The sequence below is a fragment of the Paraburkholderia solitsugae genome, assembly GCF_013177695.1.
GTDB lineage: Bacteria > Pseudomonadota > Gammaproteobacteria > Burkholderiales > Burkholderiaceae > Paraburkholderia > Paraburkholderia solitsugae.
The window spans coordinates 1-23,938 of the sequence record NZ_WOEY01000046.1 but is presented as its reverse complement, the minus strand read 5'-3'; the positions used below and the strand labels follow the sequence as shown (position 1 = coordinate 23,938).

Sequence of the window (23,938 nt, the reverse complement as noted above, 5' to 3'; positions counted from 1 at the left end):
TCATGAACCCGATCGAACTTTCATTCGAATTCTTTCCGCCGAAAACGCAGGAAGGCGTCGACAAGCTGCGCGCCACCCGCGCGCAGCTCGCGTCGCTCAAACCCAAGTTCGTGTCCGTCACGTTCGGCGCCGGCGGCTCGACGCAACAGGGCACGCTCGATACCGTCGTCGATATCGCGAAGGATGGGCTTGAAGCGGCGCCGCACGTGTCGTGCATTGGCTCGTCGAAAGACAGCCTGCGCGCGATTCTCAACGAGTACCGTGCGCATGGCATCCGCCATATCGTCGCGCTGCGCGGCGATCTGCCGTCCGGCATGGGCGAAGTCGGCGAGCTGCGTTATGCGTCGGAACTGGTGAGCTTTATCCGCGCCGAGTTCGGCGACTGGTTCTGGATCGAGGTGGCCGGCTACCCGGAGTACCACCCGCAGTCGCGCTCGCCGCGTCACGATCTGGAAAACTTTGCCCACAAGGTGAAGGCCGGCGCCAATTCGGCAATCACTCAGTATTTCTTCAACGCTGACGCGTATTTCCGTTTCGTCGACGATGCGAGGAAGCTCGGCGTCGACGTGCCGATTGTGCCGGGCATCATGCCGATCACGAACTACTCGCAGCTGATGCGCTTCTCAGAGATGTGCGGCGCAGAAGTGCCGCGCTGGGTCGCGCGCCGTCTGGAAAGCTTTGGCGACGATCGCGAGTCGATTCGCGCATTCGGGCTGGATGTGGTGACTGACCTGTGCCGGCGTCTCATCGACGCGAAGGCGCCGGGTCTGCACTTCTACACGCTCAATGGCGCTGCGGCCACCAAGGCGATCTGCGAACGGCTGGGCGCTTAAAGTCCGAGTAGCCTCTGTACAAAACCGCATGGCGTATCCCGCCGCGCGGTTTTTTTACGCCGGAAATCTCATGTTTGGGCAGTCCGGGCATCTTGTGCCGGCCCGCCTGCGCTTGAATCGTGCGCCAAGGCGTGTGGCGTCGCGACGCCTCGTACGCATTACGCACGGGAAATCCAGCCGGGGAATTCCACGCTTCAGCCGCTGCTGCGATGCAGCAACTCTCCTCATCAAGTCTTTCCTTCCGGCGTGTAAGCCCTCATTGAACCCGATTTTTGCGCTGGCTATGATCGAAGCGCAGCTGACTTGGCTGCTGTGCGGAGAACATGATGACAGTATCCCGATTGCTGTTTGCAGTTCGCCATACCTGCCTGCCAGTCCTGAGCGCCTGCGTGGTCCTGGCCGCCGGCCTCGCGCCCGCCGCAACCGACGCGGCTACCTTGCCCGACAAAACCCTCGTGTTCTGCTCCGAAGGCAGTCCGGCGGGTTTCGATTCAGCGCAGTACACCACTAGCGTCGAATTCTCCGCCGCTTCGTACACGATCTATAACCGCTTGGTCGAGTTCGCACGCGGCAGTACTGATATCGAACCGGGCCTCGCCGAGAAATGGGATGTGTCGCAGGACGGCCTGCAATACACGTTCTACCTGCGGCACGGGGTGAAATTTCAGACCACCTCGTTCTTCAAGCCGACCCGCGAATTCAATGCCGACGACGTCGTCTTCACTTATGAACGGATGCTGGACCCGGATCAGCCGTTCCGTAAGGCGTACCCGGTCCCGTTTCCCTATTTCACCGATCTCGGACTGGCAAAGAATATCGCCAAGATCGAGAAGCTGGACCCGTACACGGTGCGTTTCACGCTAAAGGAGGTCGATGCACCGTTCTTGCAGCAGATCGCGATGCCGTTCGCATCGATTCTGTCGGCGGAGTACACGGATCAACTGCTGAAAGCCGGTAAGGCCGCCGATATCAACCAATACCCGGTCGGCACCGGGCCGTTCATTTTCCGCAGCTATACCAAGGACGACACGATCCGCTTCGACGGCAATCCCGACTACTGGAAACCGGGTGTCGTGAAGCTCGGCAAGCTCATCTTCGCGATCACCGTGGATCCCGCCGTGCGGCTGCAGAAACTGAAACGCGGAGAATGCCAGGTGATGAGCTATCCGCGTCCCGCGGATATTCCGCAGATCAAGGCCGACCCGTCGCTGGCTATGCCGAGCGAGGTCGGCTTCAATCTGGGCATCCTTGGATACAACACGACGAAAAAACCGCTCGACAATGTGCTGGTGCGACGCGCGCTGGATATGTCGATCAATAAGAAAGCGATCATCGAGTCGGTGTATCAGGGCGCGGGGCAAATCGCGACGAATCCCATGCCGCCGACCCAATGGGGCTACGACAAGAATCTGAAGGACGCACCCTACGACATTGACAAGGCCAAGGCGTTACTCAAGGAGGCCGGCTACCCGGACGGCTTTGACCTGACCCTGTGGGCCATGCCGGTGCAGCGGCCCTACAACCCGAACGCCCGCCTGATGGCCGAAATGCTGCAGGCCGACTGGGCGAAGATCGGCGTCAAGACGACAATTGCCACGTACGAATGGGGTGAGTACATCCGTCGCGCCCATGCTGGCGAGCACGAGGCGATCCTGATCGGCTGGACGGGGGATTACGGCGATCCTGACAACTGGCTTGGCGTGTTGCTCGGCTGCGATGCGGTGAAGGGCAGCAATTTTTCCAAATGGTGCTACAAACCTTTTGACGACCTGATCAGGAAAGGTCGTGGCACCACCGATCTCGCCGAGCGCACCAAGGACTATGTGGAAGCGCAAGAGATCTTCAAGCAGCAGGTTCCATTTACGCCGATTGCCCACTCCACCGTCTACCAGCCGATCAGCAAAGACGTCAGGGGCTTCAAGATCGACCCGTTTGGTCCGACGCAATTCATGGGCGTCAGCCTGAAATAGCCGCCGGCAACGCCCCATGGGCCGCTTTTTGCCGATTCCGCCTCTAACGCCGCACGTTCCGGCCAGCGCCGGCGTGCGGCCGCCCTTATGCCTCAACTGTTTCCGATCGTCAACGGGGGTATTTTCCTCCGCTTGTTGGGGTGAGCCAAGCTCAAGTAATATCGCGCTACGCTGGCGGAAGCCAGCCCCGAACCTGGAGGAAACATGAAGCAAAACAACCTGTTGCGCGCCGCGCGTGTTACGACGCTCGTCGCAGCTGCAGCGGCATCGATGGTGGGCGCAAGTGTCGCGCGCGCCGAGATTCCGAACAAAACCCTGGTTTACTGCTCAGAAGGCAGCCCTGCGGGTTTCGATCCGGCCCAGTACACGACTGGCGTCGACTTCACGGCCAACACGTTCACCGTTTACAACCGCCTCGTCGAGTTCGAACGCGGCGGTACGAAAGTCGAGCCGGGCCTGGCAGAAAAGTGGGAAGTCTCGCCGGACGGCAAGACCTACACGTTCCATCTGCGCCACGGCGTGAAGTTCCAGACGACCTCGTTCTTCAAGCCGACACGCGAATTCAACGCGGACGACGTCGTGTTCACGTTCCAGCGCATGCTCGACACGAACCAGCCGTTCCGTAAGGCGTACCCGGTCCAATTCCCGTACTTCACGGACATGGGCCTCGACAAGCTGATCACCAGCGTCGAAAAGGTCGATCCGTACACGGTCAAGTTCACGCTGAAGGAAGTCAACGCGCCGTTCATCCAGAATCTGGCGATGGAATATGCGTCGATCCTCTCGGGTGAATACGCGGACCAGCTGCTGAAGGCCGGCAAGGCTGCCGACATCAACCAGTACCCGGTCGGCACGGGCCCGTTCATCTTCCGCAGCTATACGAAGGACGCGACGATCCGCTTCGACGGCAATCCGGATTACTGGAAGCCGAACACCGTGAAGATCTCCAAGCTGATCTTCTCGATCACGCCGGACGCCGGTGTGCGCGTGCAGAAGATCAAGCGCGACGAATGCCAGGTGATGAGCTATCCGCGCCCGGCCGACATCGCGCCGCTGAAGGCTGAGGCGAACATCGACATGCCGTCGCAGCCGGGCTTCAACCTGGGCTACCTCGCGTACAACGTGACGCACAAGCCGGTCGACAAGCTCGAAGTGCGTCAGGCGCTCGACATGGCGATCAACAAGAAGGCGATCATCGAGTCGGTATACCAGGGCGCAGGCCAGGCCGCGACGAACCCGATGCCGCCGACCCAATGGTCGTACGACAAGAACCTGAAGAGCGCGTCCTACGATCCGGACAAGGCCAAGGCACTGCTCGCGAAGGCGGGTTATGCGAACGGCTTCGACATCACGTTGTGGGCGATGCCGGTGCAACGCGCGTATAACCCGAACGCCCGTCTGATGGCGGAAATGATCCAGGCTGACTGGGCCAAGATCGGCGTGAAAGCGAAGATCGTCACCTATGAATGGGGCGAGTACATCAAACGCGCTCACGCAGGTGAAGACGACACGATGCTGATCGGCTGGACCGGCGACAACGGCGATCCGGACAACTGGCTCGGCACGCTGCTCGGGTGCGAAGCGGTGAACGGCAACAACTTCTCAAAGTGGTGCTACAAGCCGTTCGAGGATCTGATCCAGAAGGGCCGCGAGTCGGCCGATCAGGGCGCGCGCACGACGGCATACATGCAGGCGCAGCAGATCTTCGCGCAGCAACTGCCGTTCTCGCCGATCGCTCACTCGACCGTGTACCAGCCTGTCAGCAAGAAGGTGGTCGACATGCGTATCGAGCCGCTCGGTTATGCGCGCTTCGACGGCGTCAGCGTCAAGTAAAAGTAATACAGTCAAGCTTACGCAGTAGCTTTTCGCACGGTTAGAAAACTGGTCGAAATGGTCCGGCGACCGGGGTCACAAGCCCTCGTCGCCGGTTGCGTTTTTTCTTCATCAAGACCATAGGGACGAACCATGTTCCGCTTTGTTTTGCGCCGCATCGGCATGGTGATACCGACGTTCATCGGCATCACGATCCTCGCGTTTGCGCTGATTCACCTGATACCGGGCGATCCCATCGAAGTGATGATGGGCGAGCGCGGCGTCGATCCCGCCATGCATGCTGCCGCACTGCATCGTCTCGGGCTCGACGAGTCCTTGCCGATGCAGTACATCCACTATGTTGGCCGCGCCATGCACGGCGACCTCGGCACCTCGATCATCACCAATACCAGCGTGATGGGCGAATTCCTCGCACGTTTTCCCGCCACCGTTGAACTGGGGTTCTGCGCCATGCTGTTCGCGCTGATCGTCGGCTTGCCGGCGGGCGTGTTCGCGGCCCTCAGGCGCGGCACGGTGGTCGATCACGGCGTGATGGGCACGGCGCTGACCGGCTACTCGATGCCGATCTTCTGGTGGGGCTTGATCCTCATCATGTTCTTTTCCGTGGACCTCGGCTGGACGCCGGTGTCGGGCCGCATCGCGGTCGAATACGACATTCCGCACGTCACCGGTTTCATGCTGATCGACGCGTTCATGTCCACCGACGAGGGCGCGTTCAAATCCGCGCTCAGCCATCTGATCCTGCCGGCCATTGTGCTCGGCACGATTCCGCTGGCGGTGGTCGCGCGGATGACGCGTTCGTCGATGCTCGAAGTGCTGCGCGAAGACTACATTCGCACGGCGCGTGCGAAGGGCTTGTCGCCCGCGCGCGTGATCATCGTGCATGCCCTGCGTAACGCGCTGATTCCGGTCGTGACCGTGATCGGCTTGCAGGTCGGCACGCTGCTGGCCGGCGCGGTGCTGACCGAGACGCTGTTTTCGTGGCCGGGTATCGGCAAGTGGCTGATCGACGCGATCGGCCGGCGCGACTATCCGGTGGTGCAGGGCGGTATCCTGATGATCGCTACGCTGGTGATCGTCGTGAACCTCGTCGTCGATCTGTTGTACGGCGTGCTGAATCCGCGCATTCGCCATACGAGGTGAGAATATGAACCCCCACGCAAACTTACGTTCGCTGCCCCCCGAGGGGGCGCATGCCTCCCTTGAGGCGGCTCTGCGGGAGGCATGAACGATCATGGCAGACATTCAAAATACAGTCCCCACAGCGGTCACTCCACCCAGTGGCCGCGCAATAGCCGCCCGAGAATTCTGGGCGAATTTCTCGCGTAACCGTGGCGCGGTCGCCGCCGGCATCATCGTGCTGACGCTGATTTTCATCGCGATCTTCGCGCCGTTGATCGCGCCGCATAGCCCGATCGAGCAGTATCGCGACTTCGTGAAAATCCCGCCCGCCTGGCTCGACGGCGGCAACTGGAAGTTCATCCTCGGCACCGACGAAGCGGGCCGCGACATCCTCTCGCGTCTGATGTATGGCGCGCGGCTGTCGTTCTGGATCGGCTTCGTCTCGGTGGTGCTCGCGCTGATTCCAGGCATCGTGCTTGGCTTGATCGCGGCCTTCTTCGAGAAGTGGGCCGATACGCCGATCATGCGCATCATGGACGTGCTGCTCGCGTTGCCGTCGCTGCTGCTGGCCGTTGCGGTGGTCGCGATCATCGGCCCGGGTCTCGTCAACACGATGCTGGCGATTGCGATCGTCGCGTTGCCGGGTTATGTGCGTTTGACGCGTGCTTCGGCGCAAGGCGAATTGCAGAAAGAGTATGTGACGGCTTCGCGCGTTGCTGGCGCAAGCACGCTGCGTTTGATGTTCTCGCAAGTGCTGCCGAATTGCACCGCACCGCTGATCGTGCAGGCTACGCTGGGCTTTTCGTCGGCGATTCTCGATGCCGCGGCGCTCGGTTTCCTCGGTCTCGGCGTGCAACCGCCGTCGGCGGAATGGGGCGCGATGCTGGCATCGGCGCGCGACTATATCGACAGCGCCTGGTGGATCGTTACGATGCCAGGTCTTTCCATCCTGATCTCGGTGCTCGCGATCAATCTGCTCGGCGACGGGCTGCGCGACGCACTCGATCCCAAACTGAAACGGATGGCATGATGGCACAACCCCCACGTTCACTTCATTCACTGCCCCCCGAGGGGGCGGGTCAGCACGCTTCGGGCGGCCGTGCGCATGCTGACAGCAATCTATTGACCATCCGCAATCTCGCGGTGGATTTCAACGGCCTGCCCGCTGTCGATCGGATCAACCTCGATGTCGCGCAGGGCGAAGTGGTCGGCGTGGTCGGCGAATCGGGCTCGGGCAAGAGCGTGACGATGATGGCGCTGATGGGCCTGATCGACGCGCCGGGCAAAGTCACCGCCGATGAGGTCACCTTCAACGGCAAGAATTTGCTGAAGGCCTCGGCGAAGGAACGCCGCAAGATCATCGGCAAAGACATCGCGATGGTGTTCCAGGACGCGCTCACCAGTTTGAATCCGAGCTACACCGTCGGCTATCAGATTAAGGAAGTGCTGAAGCTGCACGAAGGCCTGCGCGGCGGTGCGCTGGACAAGCGCGCACTGGAACTGCTCGATCAGGTCGGCATTCCCGATCCGAAAGGCCGCATTGGTTCGTTCCCGCATCAGATGTCTGGCGGCATGAACCAGCGCGTGATGATCGCGATGGCAATTGCCTGCAACCCGAAGCTGCTGATCGCCGACGAACCGACCACCGCGCTCGACGTGACGATCCAGGCGCAGATCATGGAACTGCTGATCAAGCTGCAGAAGGAGCGCGGCATGGCGCTCGTGCTGATCTCGCACGATCTGGCGGTGGTGTCCGAGGTCGCGCAGCGGGTCGCGGTCATGTACGCTGGCGAAGTGATCGAAACCAACCGCGTGCCGGACATCTTCGCCGCGCCGCATCATCCGTATACGGAAGCGCTGCTGGCGGCGATTCCCGAGCACAATGTCGGCGCGGTGCGGCTCGCCGCCCTGCCGGGCATGGTACCGGGGCGTGACGATCGGCCCAAGGGATGTCTGTTCGCGCCGCGCTGCAAATATGTGGTCGACGACTGCATGAAGGCGCGGCCGGCATTGGCGCCGATGCAAGGTCACGCTGAAGTGGCGCGCGTGCGCTGCATCAAACCCCTGAACCTGAGCGGCGACGCCAACGTTCACACCCATGGAGGCGCACGATGAACGCAGTATTCGAACCTCGGCGCCAGTCGGACCATGCGGGCGATCACGTGCTGGTTGCCGACAAGCTCGCGCGTTACTACACGGTCAAGCGCGGGATGTTCGCGTCCGGCACGGTGAAGGCGCTCAACGGTGTCTCGTTCGCGCTCGAGCGCGGTAAGACCCTGGCGGTGGTCGGCGAATCGGGCTGCGGCAAATCGACGCTCGCACGTCAACTCACCATGATCGAAGCACCCAGCGCGGGCCGCCTGTTGATCGACGGTGAAGACGTGGCGGGCGCCGATCACGCGAAGATCGCAGCGCTGCGGCGGCGCGTGCAGATGGTGTTTCAGAATCCGTTTGCCTCGCTGAACCCGCGCAAGACGGTCGAGCAGACGCTCAGCGAACCGCTCGCTATCAATACGCAACTGAGCACGACCGAACGCGCCGAACGGATCGCGCAGATGATGCGCACGGTGGGTCTGCGTCCGGAGCATGCCAAACGCTATCCGCATATGTTCTCGGGCGGTCAACGGCAGCGCGTGGCCATTGCGCGGGCGATGATCCTCGATCCGCAGATCGTGGTCGCCGATGAACCGGTGTCAGCGCTCGACGTGTCGATCCAGGCGCAGATTCTCAATCTGTTCATGGACCTGCAGGAGCAGTTCAAGACCAGCTACGTGTTCATCTCGCACAACCTGTCGGTGGTGGAGCACATCGCCGACGATGTGATGGTGATGTACTTCGGCGGTGTGGCGGAGCTCGGCGACAAGAAGCGGATTTTCTCGAACCCGCGTCATCCGTACACGCGTGCGCTGATGTCGGCCACGCCTTCGATCTTCGAAGCGGATCGCACCATCAAGATCAAGCTGCAAGGCGAAATGCCGTCGCCGCTGCATCCGCCGTCGGGTTGCACGTTCCATCAGCGCTGCCCGTACGCGATCGACCGGTGCCGCAGCGAAGAACCGAAGTTGCGTGAAGTGGATGGCCGTCAGGTGTCGTGTCACCGCGCCGAGGAGGTGGGGGACATGGATGCCTGATGCAATGGCGGCGCGTCGTCTTACGCGCCGCTTGCGTGATGGCGGCTGCCACGCAGCTTTCGCGTGGCGCTGGGGAGCGCGTGCACTGACCGGTGCCGCGCTCCTCGGCATTTGTTCTGTTTTTCACCTGAACGCGGGGCCGATCGGCGTCGCGCATGCCGCTGGGGCGGCCGCCAATACGCCCGCTCAGGCGGGGCGGCCGGCGATGCCGGTGCCCAATCTGCCGCCGCCGCCGCGCGCCACCTTGCCGGGCTTCAATCCGCCGCCCGCTACGCCGGGCACCACGGCGAGCGGCCCGGTGCGCGCGCAACCGGCGCGTATGCCGTTCTATGTCGCGACACGCGGCACCACGACCATCTACGTGCTCGGCACGTTGCACGTCGGCGATCCCGCCGACTATCCGGCCACGCAACCGTTCCGCGCGCCGATTCTCGGTGCCCTGGTTGCCTCGCCGACGCTGGCACTCGAACTCTCACCCGATGAACTGCTGGTCTCGCAAGACGACGTGTCCAAGTACGGTATCTGCCGGCGCGACTGTCTACCGGGCCTGCTGCCCGATCCGTTGTGGCGCAAGCTGGCCTTCCGCCTGCGCGGCAATCCCGCGGCGCTGGATGAAATCAAGAAGATGCGGCCGTGGCTCGCTTCGCTGGTGGTGGAAACCTATGACTCGTTAAGTGCCGGATTGCAAACCGAGTACGGCACGGAAGCCCAGCTGCAGAACGTCTATATCAGGACGCGCGGCAAGATCGTCGGCCTTGAGACCTTGCCACAGCAGATGCGCGCGTTCACCGGACTCACGCTCGCGCAGCAGCGTGAAATGCTCGCACAGGACCTGGTGCAGACGCCTGAGCAAAACGTCGACGATGTGAAGACCTTGCATCGGCTGTGGCGAGTCGGGGATGCCGACGCGATTGCGGCCTGGCAGGCCGCGAAGTCCGAAACGTTGGCGCGCGACAAACGCATCTCCGATCAGATAGACAACAGGATCGTGTACGAACGCAACCGACGCTTCGTGTCGCGGATGCTGCTGATTGCCGCACCGAACAAACCGGTATTCGTAGCGATCGGCGCGTTGCACCTAGGCGGCCGCAAAGGCGTGCTACAGCTTTTGCGGCAGCATGGGTTTGTGGTGGATGCGGGGTGAGTCAGATCCCAGTCTGACGCGAGACGTGCGATGTGGCTGATCACAGTCTTAACCGGGGTAGGCCGTCCGGCCAGAATAGGAACCGGTATTGGGACCACCAGTCCGATGCTGACGTGCGCCGCAAAACTGCTCGCGGCACACGCGGCCATAGCCGCCTGTGCGTGCTATGATGTATGTACAGACGTCAATACAGGTGCTGTGTGCAGTTTGAATGGGATGAAGTCAAGAATCAGATCAACATCCATAAGCATGGCATCGACTTCAGGGATGCTGTCGACGTGTTCGATCATCCCGTGCTGACGGCGATGGACCAGCGGGAAGACTACGGTAGGATCGCTGGGTCGCGCTAGGCTGGATGGCCGCCATCGTCGGTGTGGTGGTGTACGTCGAACGCAGTGCAGATGTGATCCGTATCATTTCGGCCCGCAAGGCGACAAGGCACGAGGTGAAACGCTATAAGGACAGCGTCTGGAATTGACTGGCACCGTGGGTAGCGTTGGAGTGGGCGAAAACGAGCAGAGGCGAAATTATGGGTAAAACATCAGGAACCGACTGGAAGCGACTTGCAAAGGCAGGCGACGCGCAAATCGATACGAGCGACGTGCCCGAATTGGGCGACGATTTTTTTGACCGCGCTGAGCTGCACGTTCCGCCGAAACAGGCTGTGACAATGCGCCTGGATGCGGATGTGCTGAACTGGTTCAAAGAGCAGGGAGCGGGCTATCAGACGCGCATCAACAAGTTGTTGCGCGCCTACATGCTGGCGCAGCAGCGTCGTCGTCCTTAAGGCGCGGAGTCGCGCATCCTGTTTGCGCATGAAGGAGTTAAGAAGGCGCTGCGCAGAAACGCCTGAAATCTGCGCAGCGTACGTTTTATAGACCGCCGTCGCGTAGTTCTTCCGATACACGTTTGACCACCGGCGCCCAATCGCCCAACCTCGTCTGCCGGAACAATTTCATCGCCGGATACCACGGCGAATCGCTGCGATCTTCGAGCCAGCGCCAGTCCGAGTTGGAGGGCAACAGTACCCACACCGGCTTGCCCAGTGCGGCCGCCAGGTGCGCCACGCCAGTGTCCACGGCGATCACCAGGTCGAGATTCATGATGAGCGCGGCGGTGTCGTCGAAGCTGTTCAGATCGGCGGTGAAATCGTGGGCGCGGAAAGCTTCCGGGGCATTGGCCAACTGCGCATGCGCTGGGCCTTTTTGCAGTGCGTACCAGGCGACGGTCTCCACCTTGCTTAGCGCGCTTAGGTCCGTCAGCGCGATCGACCGGTAGCGGTCGTTGCCAAACGTTGGGCTGCCGGCCCAAACTAGACCCACTTTGCGTTTTGATTTTGTGCCTGCGCCAATCCGTTTGCGCCACGCCTTGATGTTTGCTTTGTCGGCGAACAGGTAGGGCACTTCAGCCGGAATGGTTGACAGGTCGGTGCCGATGCACGACGGCACGCTCATCATCGGCACCCAGAAATCGTACTCGCCGTCGGGCTTGCCACTGAACGCGCGGTGGACGCCGGGTATGCGCTCAACTAGCGGCAGCATCGGCTTGCGCACGCAGAGATCGACCGTGGCGCCGAGTTGTTCGAGCACGCGCGCATAGCGCAGGAACTGGAAATGGTCGCCGAAACCCTGTTCGCCGACCAGCAGCAGACGACGCCCGTCGAGCGGTTCGCCATGCCACTCGGCAACATCCGGAATGGCGATCGCCTCGTAATCGGTCTTGCGCCAGCGCATTGCATACTCGGCCCAGCCTTGCTTGTAATCGCCGCGTTTGAGCAGCAGCCACGCGAGGCCCTGGTGCGCATCCGCATAGTGGGGATCGAGCGCCAGCGCATGGCGATAAAACCCTTCCTCTTCGTCCAGGCGGCCTTGCGCGCCGAGCGATCCAGCGAGGCAAACCAGATTCGTGGGGTTCGGCTTGAGTGCGACCGCATGCCGGTACTGCGATTCTGCGCCGGCGTAGTCGCCGAGCTTGCCGATCAGACTGCCCAGGTTGATGTGCGCCTCGGCATAGTCGCCGCGCAATGCCAGTGCCCGTTCGAAACTGGCGATGGCCGCAACGTGCTCGCCTTGCGCGTTGTACGCATTGCCCGCATTGAAATGCGCTTCCGCCGAGTGCGGATCGAGCGCCATCGCGTGTTGATAGCAGACCAGCGCTTCATCGTAGCGGCCCAGCTTGTTCAACGCCGTACCGAGGTTCAGATGCGTGTCGACCAGAGACGGATTCACCGCCAACGCCAGCCGATACTGCCCGATCGCTTCGTCAAACGCACCTTGCGCTTGCAGTGCGACCCCGAAGTTGTTGCGTGCGTCGGCGAAATCAGGCTCCAACTGCAACGCCTGGTCATAGCAGATCATGGCTTCCTGGGGATGGCCGAGCGCGGCAGCCACGAGGCCGCGGTTGCTCCAGCAGACGGCGTCGGTGCGATCGAGTTTGAGCGCTTCGCTCATCAACTCGGCTGCGAAGACGTGGTCGCCGCGCTGATGTTGCAGCACGCCGAAGTAGTGCAACGCTTCGGCATGCGCGGGATCGAGCGCGAGGGCTTCGCGGTAGAAGGGCTCGGCGTCATTGAACCGGCCGGCTTGATGCGCTTCGAGCGCGGCGTTGATGAGCGAGGCGAGATAGGTGGAGGGGGGCGCCTTGGCGCGCGCGCTGTCGGGATGGGATGGGTGTTCCATGAGAACCTGCTGGAGGACGCCGGTGGCACGCGTTGCGCGCGCCGGCGCATGTGGATAGGAGACCACCCACGAGCTTATGTTCCTAAACCCTTCCTGACGATCGGACGCATCCTAAATCAGCGACGTCTGTTTACCCGGGGGCAGACGCGCCTGACCGGTTCATGAGCGTCGCGCGATTGCCCCTTACCGATCGGCACTTGGCGCGCACCGCCGCTTCAGCCCACCTATTCGAACGCGTTGTTCGTCTACGCTTGCCGAAGCGGTGAGTCAAGCTTCCTACAAGAACATCAAGAAATTCAGCAGGAAAATATTCACGACGAGCAAGGTGAGCGCGGTGGGCACCTGCACCTTGATCACGGCGTTCTTATCCGGCAATTCCAGCAATGCTGCCGGCACCATGTTGAAGTTCGCGGCCATCGGTGTCATGAGCGTGCCGCAGTAGCCACTGAACATGCCGATCGCGACCATCACAGCCGGATTGCCGTGAAACACACCGACCAGGATCGGCACGCCGACGCCGCCCGTCATCACCGGAAACGCGGCGAAGCCGTTGCCCATCACCATCGTGAACAGCGCCATGCCGATGCAGTACACGGCCACCGCGATGAAGCGGTAGTCGAGGCTGATATAGGCCGTGGTCACGTGAGCGACGGCCTTGCCGACGCCGGCGTCGGAGAATACGAGGCCGAGCATGCCGAGCATCTGCGGCAGCACTGCGGCCCATGACAACGCGTCGACCAGGCGGCGCGCTTCCTTCATCGATTGGCCGACGGTGTCACGCGTCAGCACGCAGGCAATCGCCAGTGCGATCACGCAGCCGATCCCGAAGCCGATCAACGTGACGTTGGCCTTTTCGATCAGCGGCGTGCCGCCAAAGATCAGATGGCTGGCCGACAAGGTGATGATCACGGTGACGACCGGAATCGTCAGCGCGGGCACGAACAGCTTGTTGCCCAGACGCGCGGCGCTAGCCTTGCGCGCCTCCAGCGAAAGCACCTTCGGCTTGGCCGCGGTCACACCGCCAAAGCCCGCAATCAGCGCCATCACGATCACGAGCACGCCGACCACAGAGGGTGGCAGCTTGTCACCGATCAGGAAGATCAGCGCGTAGAGAATCCAGAAACCACCGGCGGTGAAACGGCGTGGATGTTCCTTGTCCGTGACGATCATGCCGCCGATGACGAGCAGCACCACACCCAGCAGCCAGAAGAGATAGGTAATCGTGAACGTCATGCTTTGTCTCCCGCGGCCGGCTGCGTCGGCGAACCGGCGGCCGCATTGCCGCGCAATTCACGCTCCAGCGAGCGGTCCAGCAGATACAGGCGGAAGCCGTGGATGATGAACGCGCATATCGCAGTCGGGATGCCCCAGACAGCAACGTGAATCGGCTCGACGGTGATGCCGGCTTCCTTCAGGAAGGTCGTCATCAGCACGATTGCGCCGAAGGCGACGAAGATGTCTTCGCCGAAGAACAGGCCGACGTTATCGGTCGCGGCCGAGAACGCGCGCAATTTGAAGCGCACCGCGTCGCTGATCTTGCCGAAGCGGGTTTCTGTGGCGCCTTCGGCCATCGGCGCGATCAGCGGACGCACCATCTGCGGATGGCCGCCGAGACCGGTCAGGCCGACAGCGGCGGTCAGTTCGCGCACCAGCAGATAGACGATCAGGAGACGTCCGGCGGTCGCGGCCTTGATGCCGCCGATCCACGCTTGCGCGCGCTCGCGCAGGCCATGCCGCTCGAGCAGACCGATCACGGCAAGCGGCAGCAGGATGATCAGCGGAATATTGCGAGTCTTGATGAAGCCGGTGCCGATCTCAGCGAGAATTTTTTCAGGCGGGAAGTGCGCGGCCAGTCCCGTGATAATCGCGGCAACCGCCACGATCAGCATCGGATTGAACCGTAATAAAAAGCCGACGATGATGACGGCCACGCCAATGAGCGGCCATAGACTGACTGTTGTCTGCATCTGGATCTCCAAACAGGGTTTCAACCTCACCGCTTGTGGCGGCTAACGTGGGCCGGCGGGAGGGGACCCCGCGCCGTCTTGCTGCTACGGCTCTTGATGGCCGCATTGCTTCGACTACACCTGCACCTGCTGCTTATCTGCTGATCGACTGCGGTACTGCAATGCGTCCTGCACCTGGCAAACGCCCCGGGGGCAGGGCGTTCAGGGCTTGGCAAAGGGTTGAAACGCGCTGTCTGGCGCGCGTGAGTCGGCGCGCGGATCAGACGCTCGCGGCGCCGGCCGCGTGAACTTCAATACCGGCGTCCTGTAGCGCGCTGCGGATACGCCGCGCGAATGCCAGCGCATGCGGGCCGTCGCCGTGAAGGCAGATGGTCTGGGCGTTGAGCGGTACCCAGTGGCCGTCGACGGCTTGCACGCGGCGCTCGCGCACCATCGCGAGCGTGCGCGCCAGCACCACGTCTTCGTCGTCGAGCAACGCGCCGGGCTCCTTGCGAGGTACGAGCGACCCGTCGGCGCGATAGCCACGGTCGGCGAAGACTTCTTCGACGGCAGTCAGGCCCGCTTGCCGTGCAGCTGTCACGAGTCCGCTGTTGGCGAGCGCGAACACCGCCACCGACGGGTCGAAATCGTGAACCGCCGACACGATCGCGTCGGCGATCCTGGCGTCGCGCGCGGCCTGGTTGTACAGCGCGCCGTGCGGCTTGACGTGCGCGATGCGGCCGCCCTCGGCCTGAGCAATCGCCGACAGTGCGCCGAGTTGGTACAGCACCCCGGCGTAAATATCGTTGGCCGGCAGGTCCATTTCCTTTCGCCCGAAATTCTCGGGATCGTTAAAGCTCGGATGCGCGCCGATCGACACGCCTTTTTGCACCGCCCAGCGCACGCAGTCGCGCATGGCGTTGGCGCCGCCTGCGTGCCAGCCGCACGCGATGTTGGCCGAACTGACGAGGTCGAGCAGCGCCTCGTCGGAGCCGCAACCTTCGCCGAGGTCGGCGTTCAAATCGATTTCCATGGTGTTCCTCTACTCCTCTACTTAGTGTTACAGCGCTGCGACCGCCGGCTGGCGCGCGCAGCGTTCCTCGTGCATGGCAATCGCGGCGTCGATCTGCCGCAAATACGTGCGTTCTTCCAGTAAAGCCTGGCGCGCCTCAAAAGGCGTCGTCGGGATGAAGCGGATGGCGGCGTTCAGGCGAACCTGCGCGAGCTTCCATAGATCGGCCTGGATCACGGCGCCGATCTTCGGATAGCCACCGGTGGTCTGCGCATCGCTCATCAGCACGATCGGTTGGCCGTTCGGTGGAACCTGAATCGTGCCAGGCAACACCGCGTGCGAGAGCAGATCGCTTTTCTGGGTGCGCTTCAGTTCCGCGCCGGCGAGGCGGTAGCCCATGCGGTTGCTGTTCGGTGTGACCAGCCATTCATCGGACCAGAACGATTCGTGCGCTTCCTCGGTGAAGCTGCCGTATTCGGGGCCCTGCAGTACGCGGATCGGCACAGCCCACGGCACGCCCGACGGGTGCCGGCCGCGCCGCAGTGGCTCGTGAACCAGCACGAACTTGCACCAGGCGGGCGCCTTTACGCCGAACTCCGGTGCTTCGGGGGTAAAGCCGCGGTGGCCGCGTTGCAGCGGCGCGCCGACCGGCAGACGATCGCCGTCCCGCAGCGCCCGGCCGCCAAGTCCGCCGAAATGGCCGGCGAGATCGGTGCTGCGCGAGCCGAGCATCGGTAAAACGTCGACGCCGCCCGCGATGCAGACATAGCCTCGCATGCCGCGTTTGGCCGCTTGCAGCACCAGCTCCTGGCCGGCCTGCACCGGCAGGCTCCACCATGAATAGACCGGCTTGCCGTCGAGCGTTGCGCCGAATTCGGTGCCGGTGATGGCCACGCGTGTGGCGCGCAGAAAGCGCAGCACGGTCGGGCCGAAGGTAATTTCCAGGCCGGCCGCATCGGGCCGGTTGCCGACCAGCCGGTTGCCGACTTCGAGCGACAGACGGTCGAGCGCGCCACCCATCGCGACGCCGAGGTGCCGGTAGCCGTGACGGCCGAGATCCTGAATCGTGGTCAGGAGACCCGCGCGAATCACATCGATCATGCGTGTATCCCCGCGACGGTAAAGCGCACCCGGTCACCCGGTTGCAAGAGCGTGGGCGGGCGGCGGGACGGATCGAACAGCGGCAGTTCGGTGCGCCCGATCAACTGCCAGCCGCCGGGGGAGGTCGCCGGATAAATACCGGTCTGCTCACCACCGATACCGACCGAACCGGCCGGCACCTCCAGCCGCGGCGACGCACGGCGTGGCGTGTGCAGTGCTTCGTCGAGCCCGCCCATGTAGGCGAAGCCCGGCTGGAAGCCGAGGAAAAACACCACATACTCGCCTTGTGCGTGACGTTGCACGACCTCACACACGCTCAGGCCGGTGTGATTGGCGACCGCTTGCAGATCGGGGCCGAACTCGCCGCCGTACTGCACCGGGATGTCGACTTCGCGACCGGGTGCGGGCACGTCGCTCACCGCGTTCCAGGCTGCTTGCAATTGACTCACGAGCGCTTCGCGGTCGGCTTCGAGCGGATCGAATACGAGCGTCAGATTGTTCATGCCCGGCACAACCTCCAGCACATTCGGCCAATCGCGCGCGGCAACGGCTGCAGCCCACACGCGCCGCTGGCAGTCCAGCGTGGCAGGCGGCGGGGCTTCGCAGACTAGCGCGGCATCGCCGAGCGGAAAGATTCTTGGTTGGCTCATCGCTTAATGGCCCAGGTCGAGTCGGAGATGTCGAGCATATCGGACCCTATGGATATTTATCGGCATAAGGTGCGGGATGATTGAAGCGTACATTATCAATAAAATATCAACAAATTCTCTATAAGCGTTTTCGCCAGGCTCCCGGAAATGGGCTGCTCGTCGTACACTCCCGACACCTTTCCATCCTGTTTCCCGAGAAACTTCACCATGTCGCGCCACCCCACCAAGATTGTTTCTTCGGAACATCTCGTGTCTGACACAAGCGCGGAGCTGTCCGAGCTGGAGTACGCACTCATCATGGCGGGCAATGCGTTCAACCGGTGGATGGTGCGATGCATGTCAGCCGCCGGCGAAAAGGACATGACCGCGATCGAAGTCTCGTTGCTGCACCACGTCAGCCATCGCGAGCGGCGCAAGAAGCTGGCGGACATCTGCTTCGTGCTGAACATCGAAGACACCCACGTCGCCACTTACGCGTTGAAGAAGCTCGTAGCTAGAGGGTATGTAAAAAGCGAAAAGACCGGCAAGGAAGTGTTCTTCTCGGCGACCGATGCGGGCCGTGAGCTCTGTCTGAAATACCGCGAGGTGCGCGAGAGCTGCCTGATTTCGACGCTGAAGGAAAGTGGCCTGACCAATGAGCAGATCGGCGAGGCGGCGCAACTGATGCGCAACGCGTCCGGACTGTACGACACGGCCGCGCGGGCGGCGGCGTCTTTATAACGGGGTTCGGCCTCGGCGGCTGACGAAGGATGCGCCTCGCATGGCGCTCTTCAACCGCTTAATCCGCCGGATGCGGATAGAGGCCGGCTTCCGTCACGATCAGATCGAGCGGGATGTCATGGGCTTCGCGCCGCAACGCGTCTGTGCGGCACGCTTCATAGGCGATGCCGACCGTGACCGGCTTCTTCGACCCCGGCCAACCGGCCAGTGTGCGGTCATAGTAGCCACCGCCGTAGCCGAGCCGGAAGCCGTCGGCGTCGAAGCCCACGCACGGCACGAACAGCAGATCGGGAACCACCACGCGCCCCGACGTGGGCTCGGCGATCTTATGATGGCCGATCTTCATCGGCGTATCGGGCGCCCATGCGTGAAATTCGAGTGGCACGCCACGTTCCTTGACGACCGGTAAGCTCGCCTCGCGTTGCGCGTCTGCCGCGAGCCAGATCGCCATCGCGGTGCGTGCGTCGAACTCGCCCGACAGCGGCCAATAGAACCCGACGCTGCGCACACCATAGTGCTTCAACGTGTCGAGAATGCGACGGTTGAGCGCGGTGTTATGCGCCGGCTCGGAAGCCGCGTGTAGCCTTGCTTCCAATAGCATTCGACGCAGCGCCTTTTTCGATTCTGCGCCGGGGTTGCATGCTATGCTTGGGTCCAATTCGCGCTCCAGAAACAACGATGTCAAAACGCCTCTATCGAGTATATCGCGCGGCCGGTCTGGCGCTTGCCGCTGCGGCACTCGTCGCGTGCAGCACGGCGTCCGCCGTCAAGCCCGTTCCCCTTTCGCAACTCACGAACGACGACCAGACCTTCGTCCAGCTTCGCGAAGCCGCCCGCAACAATGATGCGGCGCGCGCAGCGCAACTGGCGAGCATGATCCCGAACTATCCGGCGCCTTCATATCTGGAGTACTTCCAGCTCAAGCCGCAGCTGTTCGATTCCAGTGGCCATGCGCGCATTGACGCGCCGGATGCGCCGGTGCTGGCGTTCCTGCAGAAGTACGACGGCCAGGCCATCGCCGACCGTCTGCGCAACGACTACCTTACGGTGCTCGGCGCGCGTCACGACTGGCCCAACTTCGATCAGCAATACGCGCGTTTCGTGCTGAACGACGATACGCAGGTGAAGTGCTACTCGCTCGAATCGCGCGCGGCGCGGGGTGAAAACGTCGCCGACGCGGCGCGTGCGCTGCTGGTCGATCCAAAGTGGTACGGCGACGGCTGCGTCGACCTGATCACTTCGTTGGCAGTCAACCAGCAATTCAGTTCCGACGACGTGTGGCAACAGATCCGTCTCGCGTACGAGCAGAACTACACCAGCACCGGTAGCAAGCTTGTCGACGCGCTCAGCAACCAGCCGCCCGATCCGGTGCTGTTCGGCCAGGCCACGGATACGCCGCCGTTGCTGCTGGCGCGCGGCGTCGGTCCGGATACGCAGTCGCACCAACTCGCGTTGCTCGCGATCACGCGCATGGCGCGCAACGACCCGGCCATGGCCGCGGCCACGTTCGCGTCGGTGGCGCCGTCGCTGAGCTCGCCCGAGCGCGCAATCGGTTGGGGCACGATTGCCTATCAGGCCGCCACCAAGCAGATGCCGAGCGCGGTGGACTGGTACCGGCTCTCGGTGAATGCGCCGCTGTCGAACCCGGCGTACGAATGGCGCACCCGCACCGCGCTGCTCGCGGGCGACTGGACGATGGTGCGCTGGTCGATCGAACAGATGCCCGCGACGCTGCGCAATCAGCCGTCGTGGGTGTACTGGCATGCCCGTGCGCTCAAGCAGGCCGGCGACACGGCCACGGCCAACCAGGAATTCGAGTCGATCTCGCAGGGCTTCAACTTCTACGGCCAACTGGCTTCGGAAGAGCTCGGCCAGAAGATCACCGTGCCGCCTAAAACGACGGTGACCGACGCCGAAATCCAGCAGGCCGGCAATACGCCGGGCTTCGATCTGGCGCAGCGGTTCTATGCGCTGAATCTGCGGCTCGAGGGCAATCGAGAGTGGAACTGGCCGCTTCGCAACATGAGCGACCGGCAACTGATCGCCGTTGCCGAATACGCGCGCCGTATCGAGCTGTATGACCGCACCGTCAATACGGCGGACCGCACGAAGAGTGAGCACGACTTCTCGCTGCGCTATCTGTCGCCGTTCAAGGATATCGTTGAGCGCGATGCGCAGTCGAATGGGCTGGATGTGGAATGGGCGTACGGGTTGATTCGCCAGGAGTCGCGCTTCATCATGAACGCGCGCTCGGACGTCGGCGCGAGCGGTTTGATGCAGCTGATGCCGGGCACCGCGCAACTGGTGGCGAAGAAGATCGGCCTCGGTCCGATTTCGCGCGAGCAGATGAACGATATCAACACCAACATCCTGCTCGGCACGAACTATCTGTCGATGATCTACAATCAGTTCGACGGTTCCGCCGTGCTGGCCACCGCAGGCTACAACGCGGGCCCAGGCCGTCCGCGCAACTGGCGGCAATCGCTGCAGCGTCCGGTTGAAGGCGCGATCTTCGCTGAGACGATTCCGTTCAACGAAACGCGCGACTACGTGAAGAATGTCTTGTCCAACACGGTCTACTACGCGGCATTGTTCGAAGGCCGTCCGCAATCGCTGAAGGCGCGCCTGGGTTATATCGCACCGTAAGCGCCGTGCCGCCGCCGCGTCGATTTGATGCGGCGGTGCGCCGCGCCAGCCGTTGCCACGGCTTCCACCAGGGAGTCGAGAAATGCGACATAAAGCCATTGCGATCATCGGCGGTTCCGGTTTTATCGGCAGCCATCTCGTCAACGCCCTCGTTGAAATGGGCAAAGACGTGCGGATCGCCACCCGGCGGCGCTACAACGCCCGCCATCTCACCCTGCTCCCCATCGACGTGATCGAAGCCGACGTGTTCGATCCGGTGCAACTCGCGCGTTTCGTCGAAGGCACCGATTGCGTCATCAACCTCGTGGCCACGCTGCACGGCAAACGTGGCACACCCTATGGCCCGGAATTCGCTCGTACGCACGTCGAATTACCGACCAAGATCGTGGCGGCTTGCGAAGGCAAGGGCGTGCATCGGTTGATTCATATCAGCGCGCTCGGCGCCGATTTGAACGGACCCAGCATGTATTCGCGCTCGAAAGGTGACGGCGAGAAGGCCGTGCACGCGGCGAATCTGGCGTGGACGATTTTCCGGCCGTCCGTGGTGTTCGGGCCCGAAGACCAGTTCCTCAACAAGTTCGCATTCCTGCAACGCGTCTTCCCGGTGATTCCGCTTGCCATGCCGGATGCGAAATTCCAGCCGGTGTACGTTGACGACGTGGCGAAAGCGATCTGCAACGTGCTCGATCTCGACGCGGCCAGCGGCCATACCTACGAACTGGGCGGCCCGACCGTCTATACCCTCGAAGACCTCGTCAAGTATTGCGGCGACGTGATTGGCCGGCATGCGCGAGTCATTCGCCTGCCGGAAACGTTGGCGCGTTTGCAGGCGTTGACGTTTGAAATGGCACCGGGCGAACCGGTGATCTCGCGCGACAATCTCGATTCGATGAAAATCGACAACGTGTTGAGCGGACCGCTTGCGCCTGAACTCGGCATCGAACCCGTCAGCATCGAAACGATCGCACCCGTGTATCTGACCGGCGCGTCGAAACGCTCGCGCTTCGACACGTTTCGCGCCAGCGCGGGGCGCTGAACCTTTTTATCTTCCCTCTTATAGACGAACGATGAAACTGCTTATCGGTGACAAAAACTATTCGTCATGGTCGATGCGTCCGTGGCTGCTGGTCAAACATTTCGGCATTCCGTTTGAAGAGGTGCTGATTCATCTGAATGAATCCGGCACGAAGTCCGCGATTCTGGCTTATGCGCCGACGGGTCCGGGCAAGGTGCCGTGTTTGATCAACGAAGACGGATCGGCGACCTGGGACACGCTGGCGATCGCCGAGACGCTGGCTGAGCGCTTCCCGCAGCATGCGCTGTGGCCGCGCGACCCGGCGGCGCGTCGCCACGCGCGCAGCGTGAGCGCCGAGATGCATTCGGGTTTCGGCGACTTGCGCTCGAGCATGTGGATGAACATTCGTGCGTCGTTTCCAGGCAAGAACGCCACGCCGGGTGCGCTGGCCGACATTGCGCGTATCGACTCGATCTGGAGCACGTGTCTCGATACCTACGGCGGCCCTTTCCTGTTTGGCGAGTTCAGCATTGCCGACGCGATGTACGCGCCGGTCGTGATGCGCTTCAACACGTGGCAACCGGTGCTCTCTGAAGCCGCTGCGGCCTACGTTCGTCGCGTCACGGCATTGCCGGCAGTGAAGGCATGGGTCGACGACGCGCTGCGCGAAACGCACGCGGTTCCTTACCAAGACGTATGCCCATGAATATCTACGCGGTCGGCGGCGCGATTCGCGACGAGCTATTGGGCGTGCCCGTGCAGGACCGCGATTACGTGGTGGTTGGCGCGACACCCGAGCAGATGGTGGTGCAGGGCTATCGTCCGGTGGGCAAGGATTTTCCGGTGTTCCTGCATCCGCAAACACACGAGGAATACGCGCTCGCGCGCACCGAGCGCAAGACGGCTGCGGGTTATCACGGCTTCCAGTTCTTTTACGCACCGGACGTCACACTCGAAGAGGATCTCGCTCGCCGCGACCTGACGATCAATGCGATGGCGCGCGAGATGCGCCCGGACGGCGAACTGACCGGCCCGGTGATCGACCCGTTCAACGGCCGGGGCGATTTGCAGGCGCGGCTTTTTCGCCACGTCAGCGATGCGTTTCTTGAAGACCCTGTGCGGATTTTGCGGATTGCGCGGTTCGCGGCACGCTTCGTGGATTTCACCGTTGCACCGGAGACGCTGGCGCTGATGCGCAAGATGGTGGCCGACGGCGAGGTGGATGCCTTGGTGGCCGAGCGTGTGTGGCAGGAGGTGTCGCGCGGGTTGATGGAGAAGAAGCCGTCCCGGATGTTCGAGGTGCTGCGGGAGTGCGGCGCGTTGGCGCGAATTCTGCCGGAGATCGATGCGTTGTTCGGCGTGCCGCAGCGGGCTGACTATCACCCGGAAGTGGATACGGGCGTGCATGTGATGATGGTGATCGACCACGCCGCGCAGCAGGGCTATGCGTTGCCGGTTCGGTTCGCGGCGCTCACGCACGACCTGGGCAAGGCGACGACACCAGACGACGTGTTGCCGCGGCATATCGGGCATGAGGGGCGCAGTGTGGATTTGCTGAAGCCTTTATGCGAGCGGCTGCGGGTGCCGAATGAATGCCGCGATCTGGCGCTGCTGGTTGCGCGGGAGCATGGGAATATTCATCGCGTGATGGAGATGGGCGCTGCCGCGTTGGTGAGGTTGCTTGAGCGCAGCGATGCGATTCGGAAACCGGCGCGGTTTGCTGAAGCCTTGCAGGCTTGCGAGGCGGATGCGCGTGGGCGGCTTGGGTTTGAGATGCGGGAGTATCCGCAGGCCGAGCGGCTGCGGGTAGCGCTTGTCGCTGCGCGGGGCGTGGATGCTGGGGCAGTGGCTAAGCGGCTTGTCGACGCGCCTGCAGGGATTAAGGATGCGGTGCATCACGAGCGCGTTCGCGCTGTTGAAGTGGCTCTTGGATAAAAGTTTGGTTTTTGCCTGCGCGGCGCTTTTGTCTGTTTGCCTACGGTGTTGGCCTTTCCTTGATTTGATATTGGATTATTAGCGTTGCCCCTGTGCGGGGCAATGCTCTCAACTTAAGCCCCATTCCATCAAGCAAGTTTGTACGCGAGATGGAAGTGGGGCTTCGCTTTTCTGGGCGGTCTCGGGTATGAGCGCGAAGGCT

23 protein-coding genes are annotated in these 23,938 nt (G+C 62.4%); 16 read left to right on the top strand and 7 right to left on the bottom strand.

Annotated elements, in window-relative coordinates; all coding sequences use genetic code 11:
- Window positions 1-2: 2 nt before the first annotated feature.
- The 11 genes from metF to GNZ12_RS11700 all read left to right on the top strand — a co-directional run bounded on the left by metF (window position 3) and on the right by GNZ12_RS11700 (window position 10,820).
- The gene (gene metF / locus GNZ12_RS11745) at window positions 3-833 is read left to right on the top strand and encodes a methylenetetrahydrofolate reductase [NAD(P)H] (RefSeq protein ID WP_172310494.1); all 831 of its coding nucleotides are present in this window, start codon (window positions 3-5) and stop codon (window positions 831-833) included.
- 326 nt (window positions 834-1,159) lie between these two features.
- Entirely contained in the window at window positions 1,160-2,803 is a 1,644-nt protein-coding gene (locus GNZ12_RS11740; protein WP_172310493.1) for an ABC transporter substrate-binding protein, read from the top strand.
- Window positions 2,804-3,007: 204 nt separating this feature from the next.
- A complete protein-coding gene (locus tag GNZ12_RS11735) occupies window positions 3,008-4,636 on the top strand; it encodes an ABC transporter substrate-binding protein (protein WP_172310492.1) in 1,629 nt (542 codons plus the stop codon).
- Between the two features lie 132 nt (window positions 4,637-4,768).
- Entirely contained in the window at window positions 4,769-5,779 is a 1,011-nt protein-coding gene (locus tag GNZ12_RS11730) for an ABC transporter permease subunit (protein WP_074281916.1), read from the top strand.
- 91 nt (window positions 5,780-5,870) lie between these two features.
- Entirely contained in the window at window positions 5,871-6,788 is a 918-nt protein-coding gene (locus tag GNZ12_RS11725) for an ABC transporter permease subunit (protein WP_172310491.1), read from the top strand.
- Window positions 6,789-6,880: 92 nt separating this feature from the next.
- Entirely contained in the window at window positions 6,881-7,873 is a 993-nt protein-coding gene (locus tag GNZ12_RS11720) for an ABC transporter ATP-binding protein (RefSeq protein WP_172310505.1), read from the top strand.
- Window positions 7,870-8,889, top strand: coding sequence for a peptide ABC transporter ATP-binding protein (locus GNZ12_RS11715; RefSeq protein ID WP_172310490.1), 1,020 nt, complete (start codon window positions 7,870-7,872; stop codon window positions 8,887-8,889). Before GNZ12_RS11720 ends, GNZ12_RS11715 begins: the two co-directional genes overlap by 4 nt.
- Window positions 8,882-10,033, top strand: coding sequence for a TraB/GumN family protein (locus GNZ12_RS11710; RefSeq protein ID WP_172310489.1), 1,152 nt, complete (start codon window positions 8,882-8,884; stop codon window positions 10,031-10,033). Before GNZ12_RS11715 ends, GNZ12_RS11710 begins: the two co-directional genes overlap by 8 nt.
- 200 nt (window positions 10,034-10,233) lie before the next feature.
- The gene (locus GNZ12_RS45005) at window positions 10,234-10,383 is read left to right on the top strand and encodes a BrnT family toxin (protein WP_328805986.1); all 150 of its coding nucleotides are present in this window, start codon (window positions 10,234-10,236) and stop codon (window positions 10,381-10,383) included.
- Window positions 10,384-10,388: 5 nt separating this feature from the next.
- Window positions 10,389-10,511 (top strand): BrnT family toxin, encoded by a 123-nt coding sequence (locus tag GNZ12_RS45000; RefSeq protein WP_268959023.1) that lies wholly within the window; start codon window positions 10,389-10,391, stop codon window positions 10,509-10,511.
- A gap of 18 nt (window positions 10,512-10,529) precedes the next feature.
- Window positions 10,530-10,820, top strand: a complete 291-nt coding sequence (locus tag GNZ12_RS11700; protein WP_235993695.1) for a BrnA antitoxin family protein — start codon at window positions 10,530-10,532, stop codon at window positions 10,818-10,820.
- Window positions 10,821-10,905: 85 nt separating this feature from the next.
- Here GNZ12_RS11700 and GNZ12_RS11695 read toward each other — a convergent pair whose 3' ends face one another.
- The 6 genes from GNZ12_RS11695 to pxpB form a co-directional block, all read right to left on the bottom strand.
- The gene (locus GNZ12_RS11695) at window positions 10,906-12,711 is read right to left on the bottom strand and encodes a tetratricopeptide repeat protein (protein ID WP_172310488.1); all 1,806 of its coding nucleotides are present in this window, start codon (window positions 12,709-12,711) and stop codon (window positions 10,906-10,908) included.
- 276 nt (window positions 12,712-12,987) lie between these two features.
- Window positions 12,988-13,944, bottom strand: a complete 957-nt coding sequence (locus GNZ12_RS11690) for a DUF979 domain-containing protein (protein WP_120302802.1) — start codon at window positions 13,942-13,944, stop codon at window positions 12,988-12,990.
- A complete protein-coding gene (locus GNZ12_RS11685; RefSeq protein WP_074281922.1) occupies window positions 13,941-14,678 on the bottom strand; it encodes a DUF969 domain-containing protein in 738 nt (245 codons plus the stop codon). Before GNZ12_RS11685 ends, GNZ12_RS11690 begins: the two co-directional genes overlap by 4 nt.
- A gap of 259 nt (window positions 14,679-14,937) precedes the next feature.
- Entirely contained in the window at window positions 14,938-15,690 is a 753-nt protein-coding gene (gene pxpA / locus GNZ12_RS11680) for a 5-oxoprolinase subunit PxpA (RefSeq protein ID WP_172310487.1), read from the bottom strand.
- Between the two features lie 27 nt (window positions 15,691-15,717).
- On the bottom strand, window positions 15,718-16,770 hold the full coding sequence (locus GNZ12_RS11675) for a 5-oxoprolinase subunit C family protein (protein ID WP_172310486.1): 1,053 nt from the start codon (window positions 16,768-16,770) through the stop codon (window positions 15,718-15,720).
- Window positions 16,767-17,420, bottom strand: coding sequence for a 5-oxoprolinase subunit PxpB (gene pxpB / locus GNZ12_RS11670; RefSeq protein WP_172310485.1), 654 nt, complete (start codon window positions 17,418-17,420; stop codon window positions 16,767-16,769). Before pxpB ends, GNZ12_RS11675 begins: the two co-directional genes overlap by 4 nt.
- A gap of 207 nt (window positions 17,421-17,627) precedes the next feature.
- On the opposite strand from pxpB, the gene GNZ12_RS11665 reads away from it, so the two are divergent.
- Window positions 17,628-18,140 carry a winged helix DNA-binding protein gene (locus tag GNZ12_RS11665; protein ID WP_054040851.1) on the top strand — a complete coding sequence of 171 codons (513 nt, stop codon included), beginning with the start codon at window positions 17,628-17,630 and terminating at the stop codon, window positions 18,138-18,140.
- Window positions 18,141-18,198: 58 nt separating this feature from the next.
- On the opposite strand, the gene GNZ12_RS11660 is transcribed toward GNZ12_RS11665, so the two are convergent.
- On the bottom strand, window positions 18,199-18,741 hold the full coding sequence (locus tag GNZ12_RS11660; RefSeq protein ID WP_235993694.1) for a 5-formyltetrahydrofolate cyclo-ligase: 543 nt from the start codon (window positions 18,739-18,741) through the stop codon (window positions 18,199-18,201).
- A gap of 77 nt (window positions 18,742-18,818) precedes the next feature.
- Between GNZ12_RS11660 and GNZ12_RS11655 the strand changes: the two genes are divergently transcribed.
- From GNZ12_RS11655 to GNZ12_RS11640, 4 genes are all read left to right on the top strand, one after another.
- On the top strand, window positions 18,819-20,786 hold the full coding sequence (locus tag GNZ12_RS11655) for a lytic transglycosylase domain-containing protein (RefSeq protein WP_172310484.1): 1,968 nt from the start codon (window positions 18,819-18,821) through the stop codon (window positions 20,784-20,786).
- 82 nt (window positions 20,787-20,868) lie between these two features.
- Complete coding sequence (locus GNZ12_RS11650) at window positions 20,869-21,822, top strand: complex I NDUFA9 subunit family protein (RefSeq protein ID WP_172310483.1); 954 nt, start codon at window positions 20,869-20,871, stop codon at window positions 21,820-21,822.
- A gap of 31 nt (window positions 21,823-21,853) precedes the next feature.
- The gene (locus GNZ12_RS11645) at window positions 21,854-22,507 is read left to right on the top strand and encodes a glutathione S-transferase family protein (protein ID WP_172310482.1); all 654 of its coding nucleotides are present in this window, start codon (window positions 21,854-21,856) and stop codon (window positions 22,505-22,507) included.
- Window positions 22,504-23,736 carry a multifunctional CCA addition/repair protein gene (locus GNZ12_RS11640; RefSeq protein ID WP_172310481.1) on the top strand — a complete coding sequence of 411 codons (1,233 nt, stop codon included), beginning with the start codon at window positions 22,504-22,506 and terminating at the stop codon, window positions 23,734-23,736. The genes GNZ12_RS11645 and GNZ12_RS11640 overlap by 4 nt, the downstream gene beginning before the upstream one ends.
- Window positions 23,737-23,938: the final 202 nt, after the last annotated feature.

Excerpts from the sequence above, each read along its gene's own strand:
- metF (WP_172310494.1), top strand. The coding sequence starts at position 3 with ATGAACCCGATCGAACTTTCATTCGAATTCTTTCCGCCGAAAACGCAG.
- GNZ12_RS11740 (WP_172310493.1), top strand. The coding sequence starts at position 1,160 with ATGACAGTATCCCGATTGCTGTTTGCAGTTCGCCATACCTGCCTGCCA.
- GNZ12_RS11735 (WP_172310492.1), top strand. The coding sequence starts at position 3,008 with ATGAAGCAAAACAACCTGTTGCGCGCCGCGCGTGTTACGACGCTCGTC.
- GNZ12_RS11730 (WP_074281916.1), top strand. The coding sequence starts at position 4,769 with ATGTTCCGCTTTGTTTTGCGCCGCATCGGCATGGTGATACCGACGTTC.
- GNZ12_RS11725 (WP_172310491.1), top strand. The coding sequence starts at position 5,871 with ATGGCAGACATTCAAAATACAGTCCCCACAGCGGTCACTCCACCCAGT.
- GNZ12_RS11715 (WP_172310490.1), top strand. The coding sequence starts at position 7,870 with ATGAACGCAGTATTCGAACCTCGGCGCCAGTCGGACCATGCGGGCGAT.
- GNZ12_RS11710 (WP_172310489.1), top strand. The coding sequence starts at position 8,882 with ATGCCTGATGCAATGGCGGCGCGTCGTCTTACGCGCCGCTTGCGTGAT.
- GNZ12_RS45000 (WP_268959023.1), top strand. The coding sequence starts at position 10,389 with ATGGCCGCCATCGTCGGTGTGGTGGTGTACGTCGAACGCAGTGCAGAT.
- GNZ12_RS11695 (WP_172310488.1), bottom strand. The coding sequence starts at position 12,711 with ATGGAACACCCATCCCATCCCGACAGCGCGCGCGCCAAGGCGCCCCCC.
- GNZ12_RS11690 (WP_120302802.1), bottom strand. The coding sequence starts at position 13,944 with ATGACGTTCACGATTACCTATCTCTTCTGGCTGCTGGGTGTGGTGCTG.
- GNZ12_RS11685 (WP_074281922.1), bottom strand. The coding sequence starts at position 14,678 with ATGCAGACAACAGTCAGTCTATGGCCGCTCATTGGCGTGGCCGTCATC.
- pxpA (WP_172310487.1), bottom strand. The coding sequence starts at position 15,690 with ATGGAAATCGATTTGAACGCCGACCTCGGCGAAGGTTGCGGCTCCGAC.
- GNZ12_RS11675 (WP_172310486.1), bottom strand. The coding sequence starts at position 16,770 with ATGATCGATGTGATTCGCGCGGGTCTCCTGACCACGATTCAGGATCTC.
- pxpB (WP_172310485.1), bottom strand. The coding sequence starts at position 17,420 with ATGAGCCAACCAAGAATCTTTCCGCTCGGCGATGCCGCGCTAGTCTGC.
- GNZ12_RS11665 (WP_054040851.1), top strand. The coding sequence starts at position 17,628 with ATGTCGCGCCACCCCACCAAGATTGTTTCTTCGGAACATCTCGTGTCT.
- GNZ12_RS11660 (WP_235993694.1), bottom strand. The coding sequence starts at position 18,741 with ATGCTATTGGAAGCAAGGCTACACGCGGCTTCCGAGCCGGCGCATAAC.
- GNZ12_RS11655 (WP_172310484.1), top strand. The coding sequence starts at position 18,819 with ATGTCAAAACGCCTCTATCGAGTATATCGCGCGGCCGGTCTGGCGCTT.
- GNZ12_RS11650 (WP_172310483.1), top strand. The coding sequence starts at position 20,869 with ATGCGACATAAAGCCATTGCGATCATCGGCGGTTCCGGTTTTATCGGC.
- GNZ12_RS11645 (WP_172310482.1), top strand. The coding sequence starts at position 21,854 with ATGAAACTGCTTATCGGTGACAAAAACTATTCGTCATGGTCGATGCGT.
- GNZ12_RS11640 (WP_172310481.1), top strand. The coding sequence starts at position 22,504 with ATGAATATCTACGCGGTCGGCGGCGCGATTCGCGACGAGCTATTGGGC.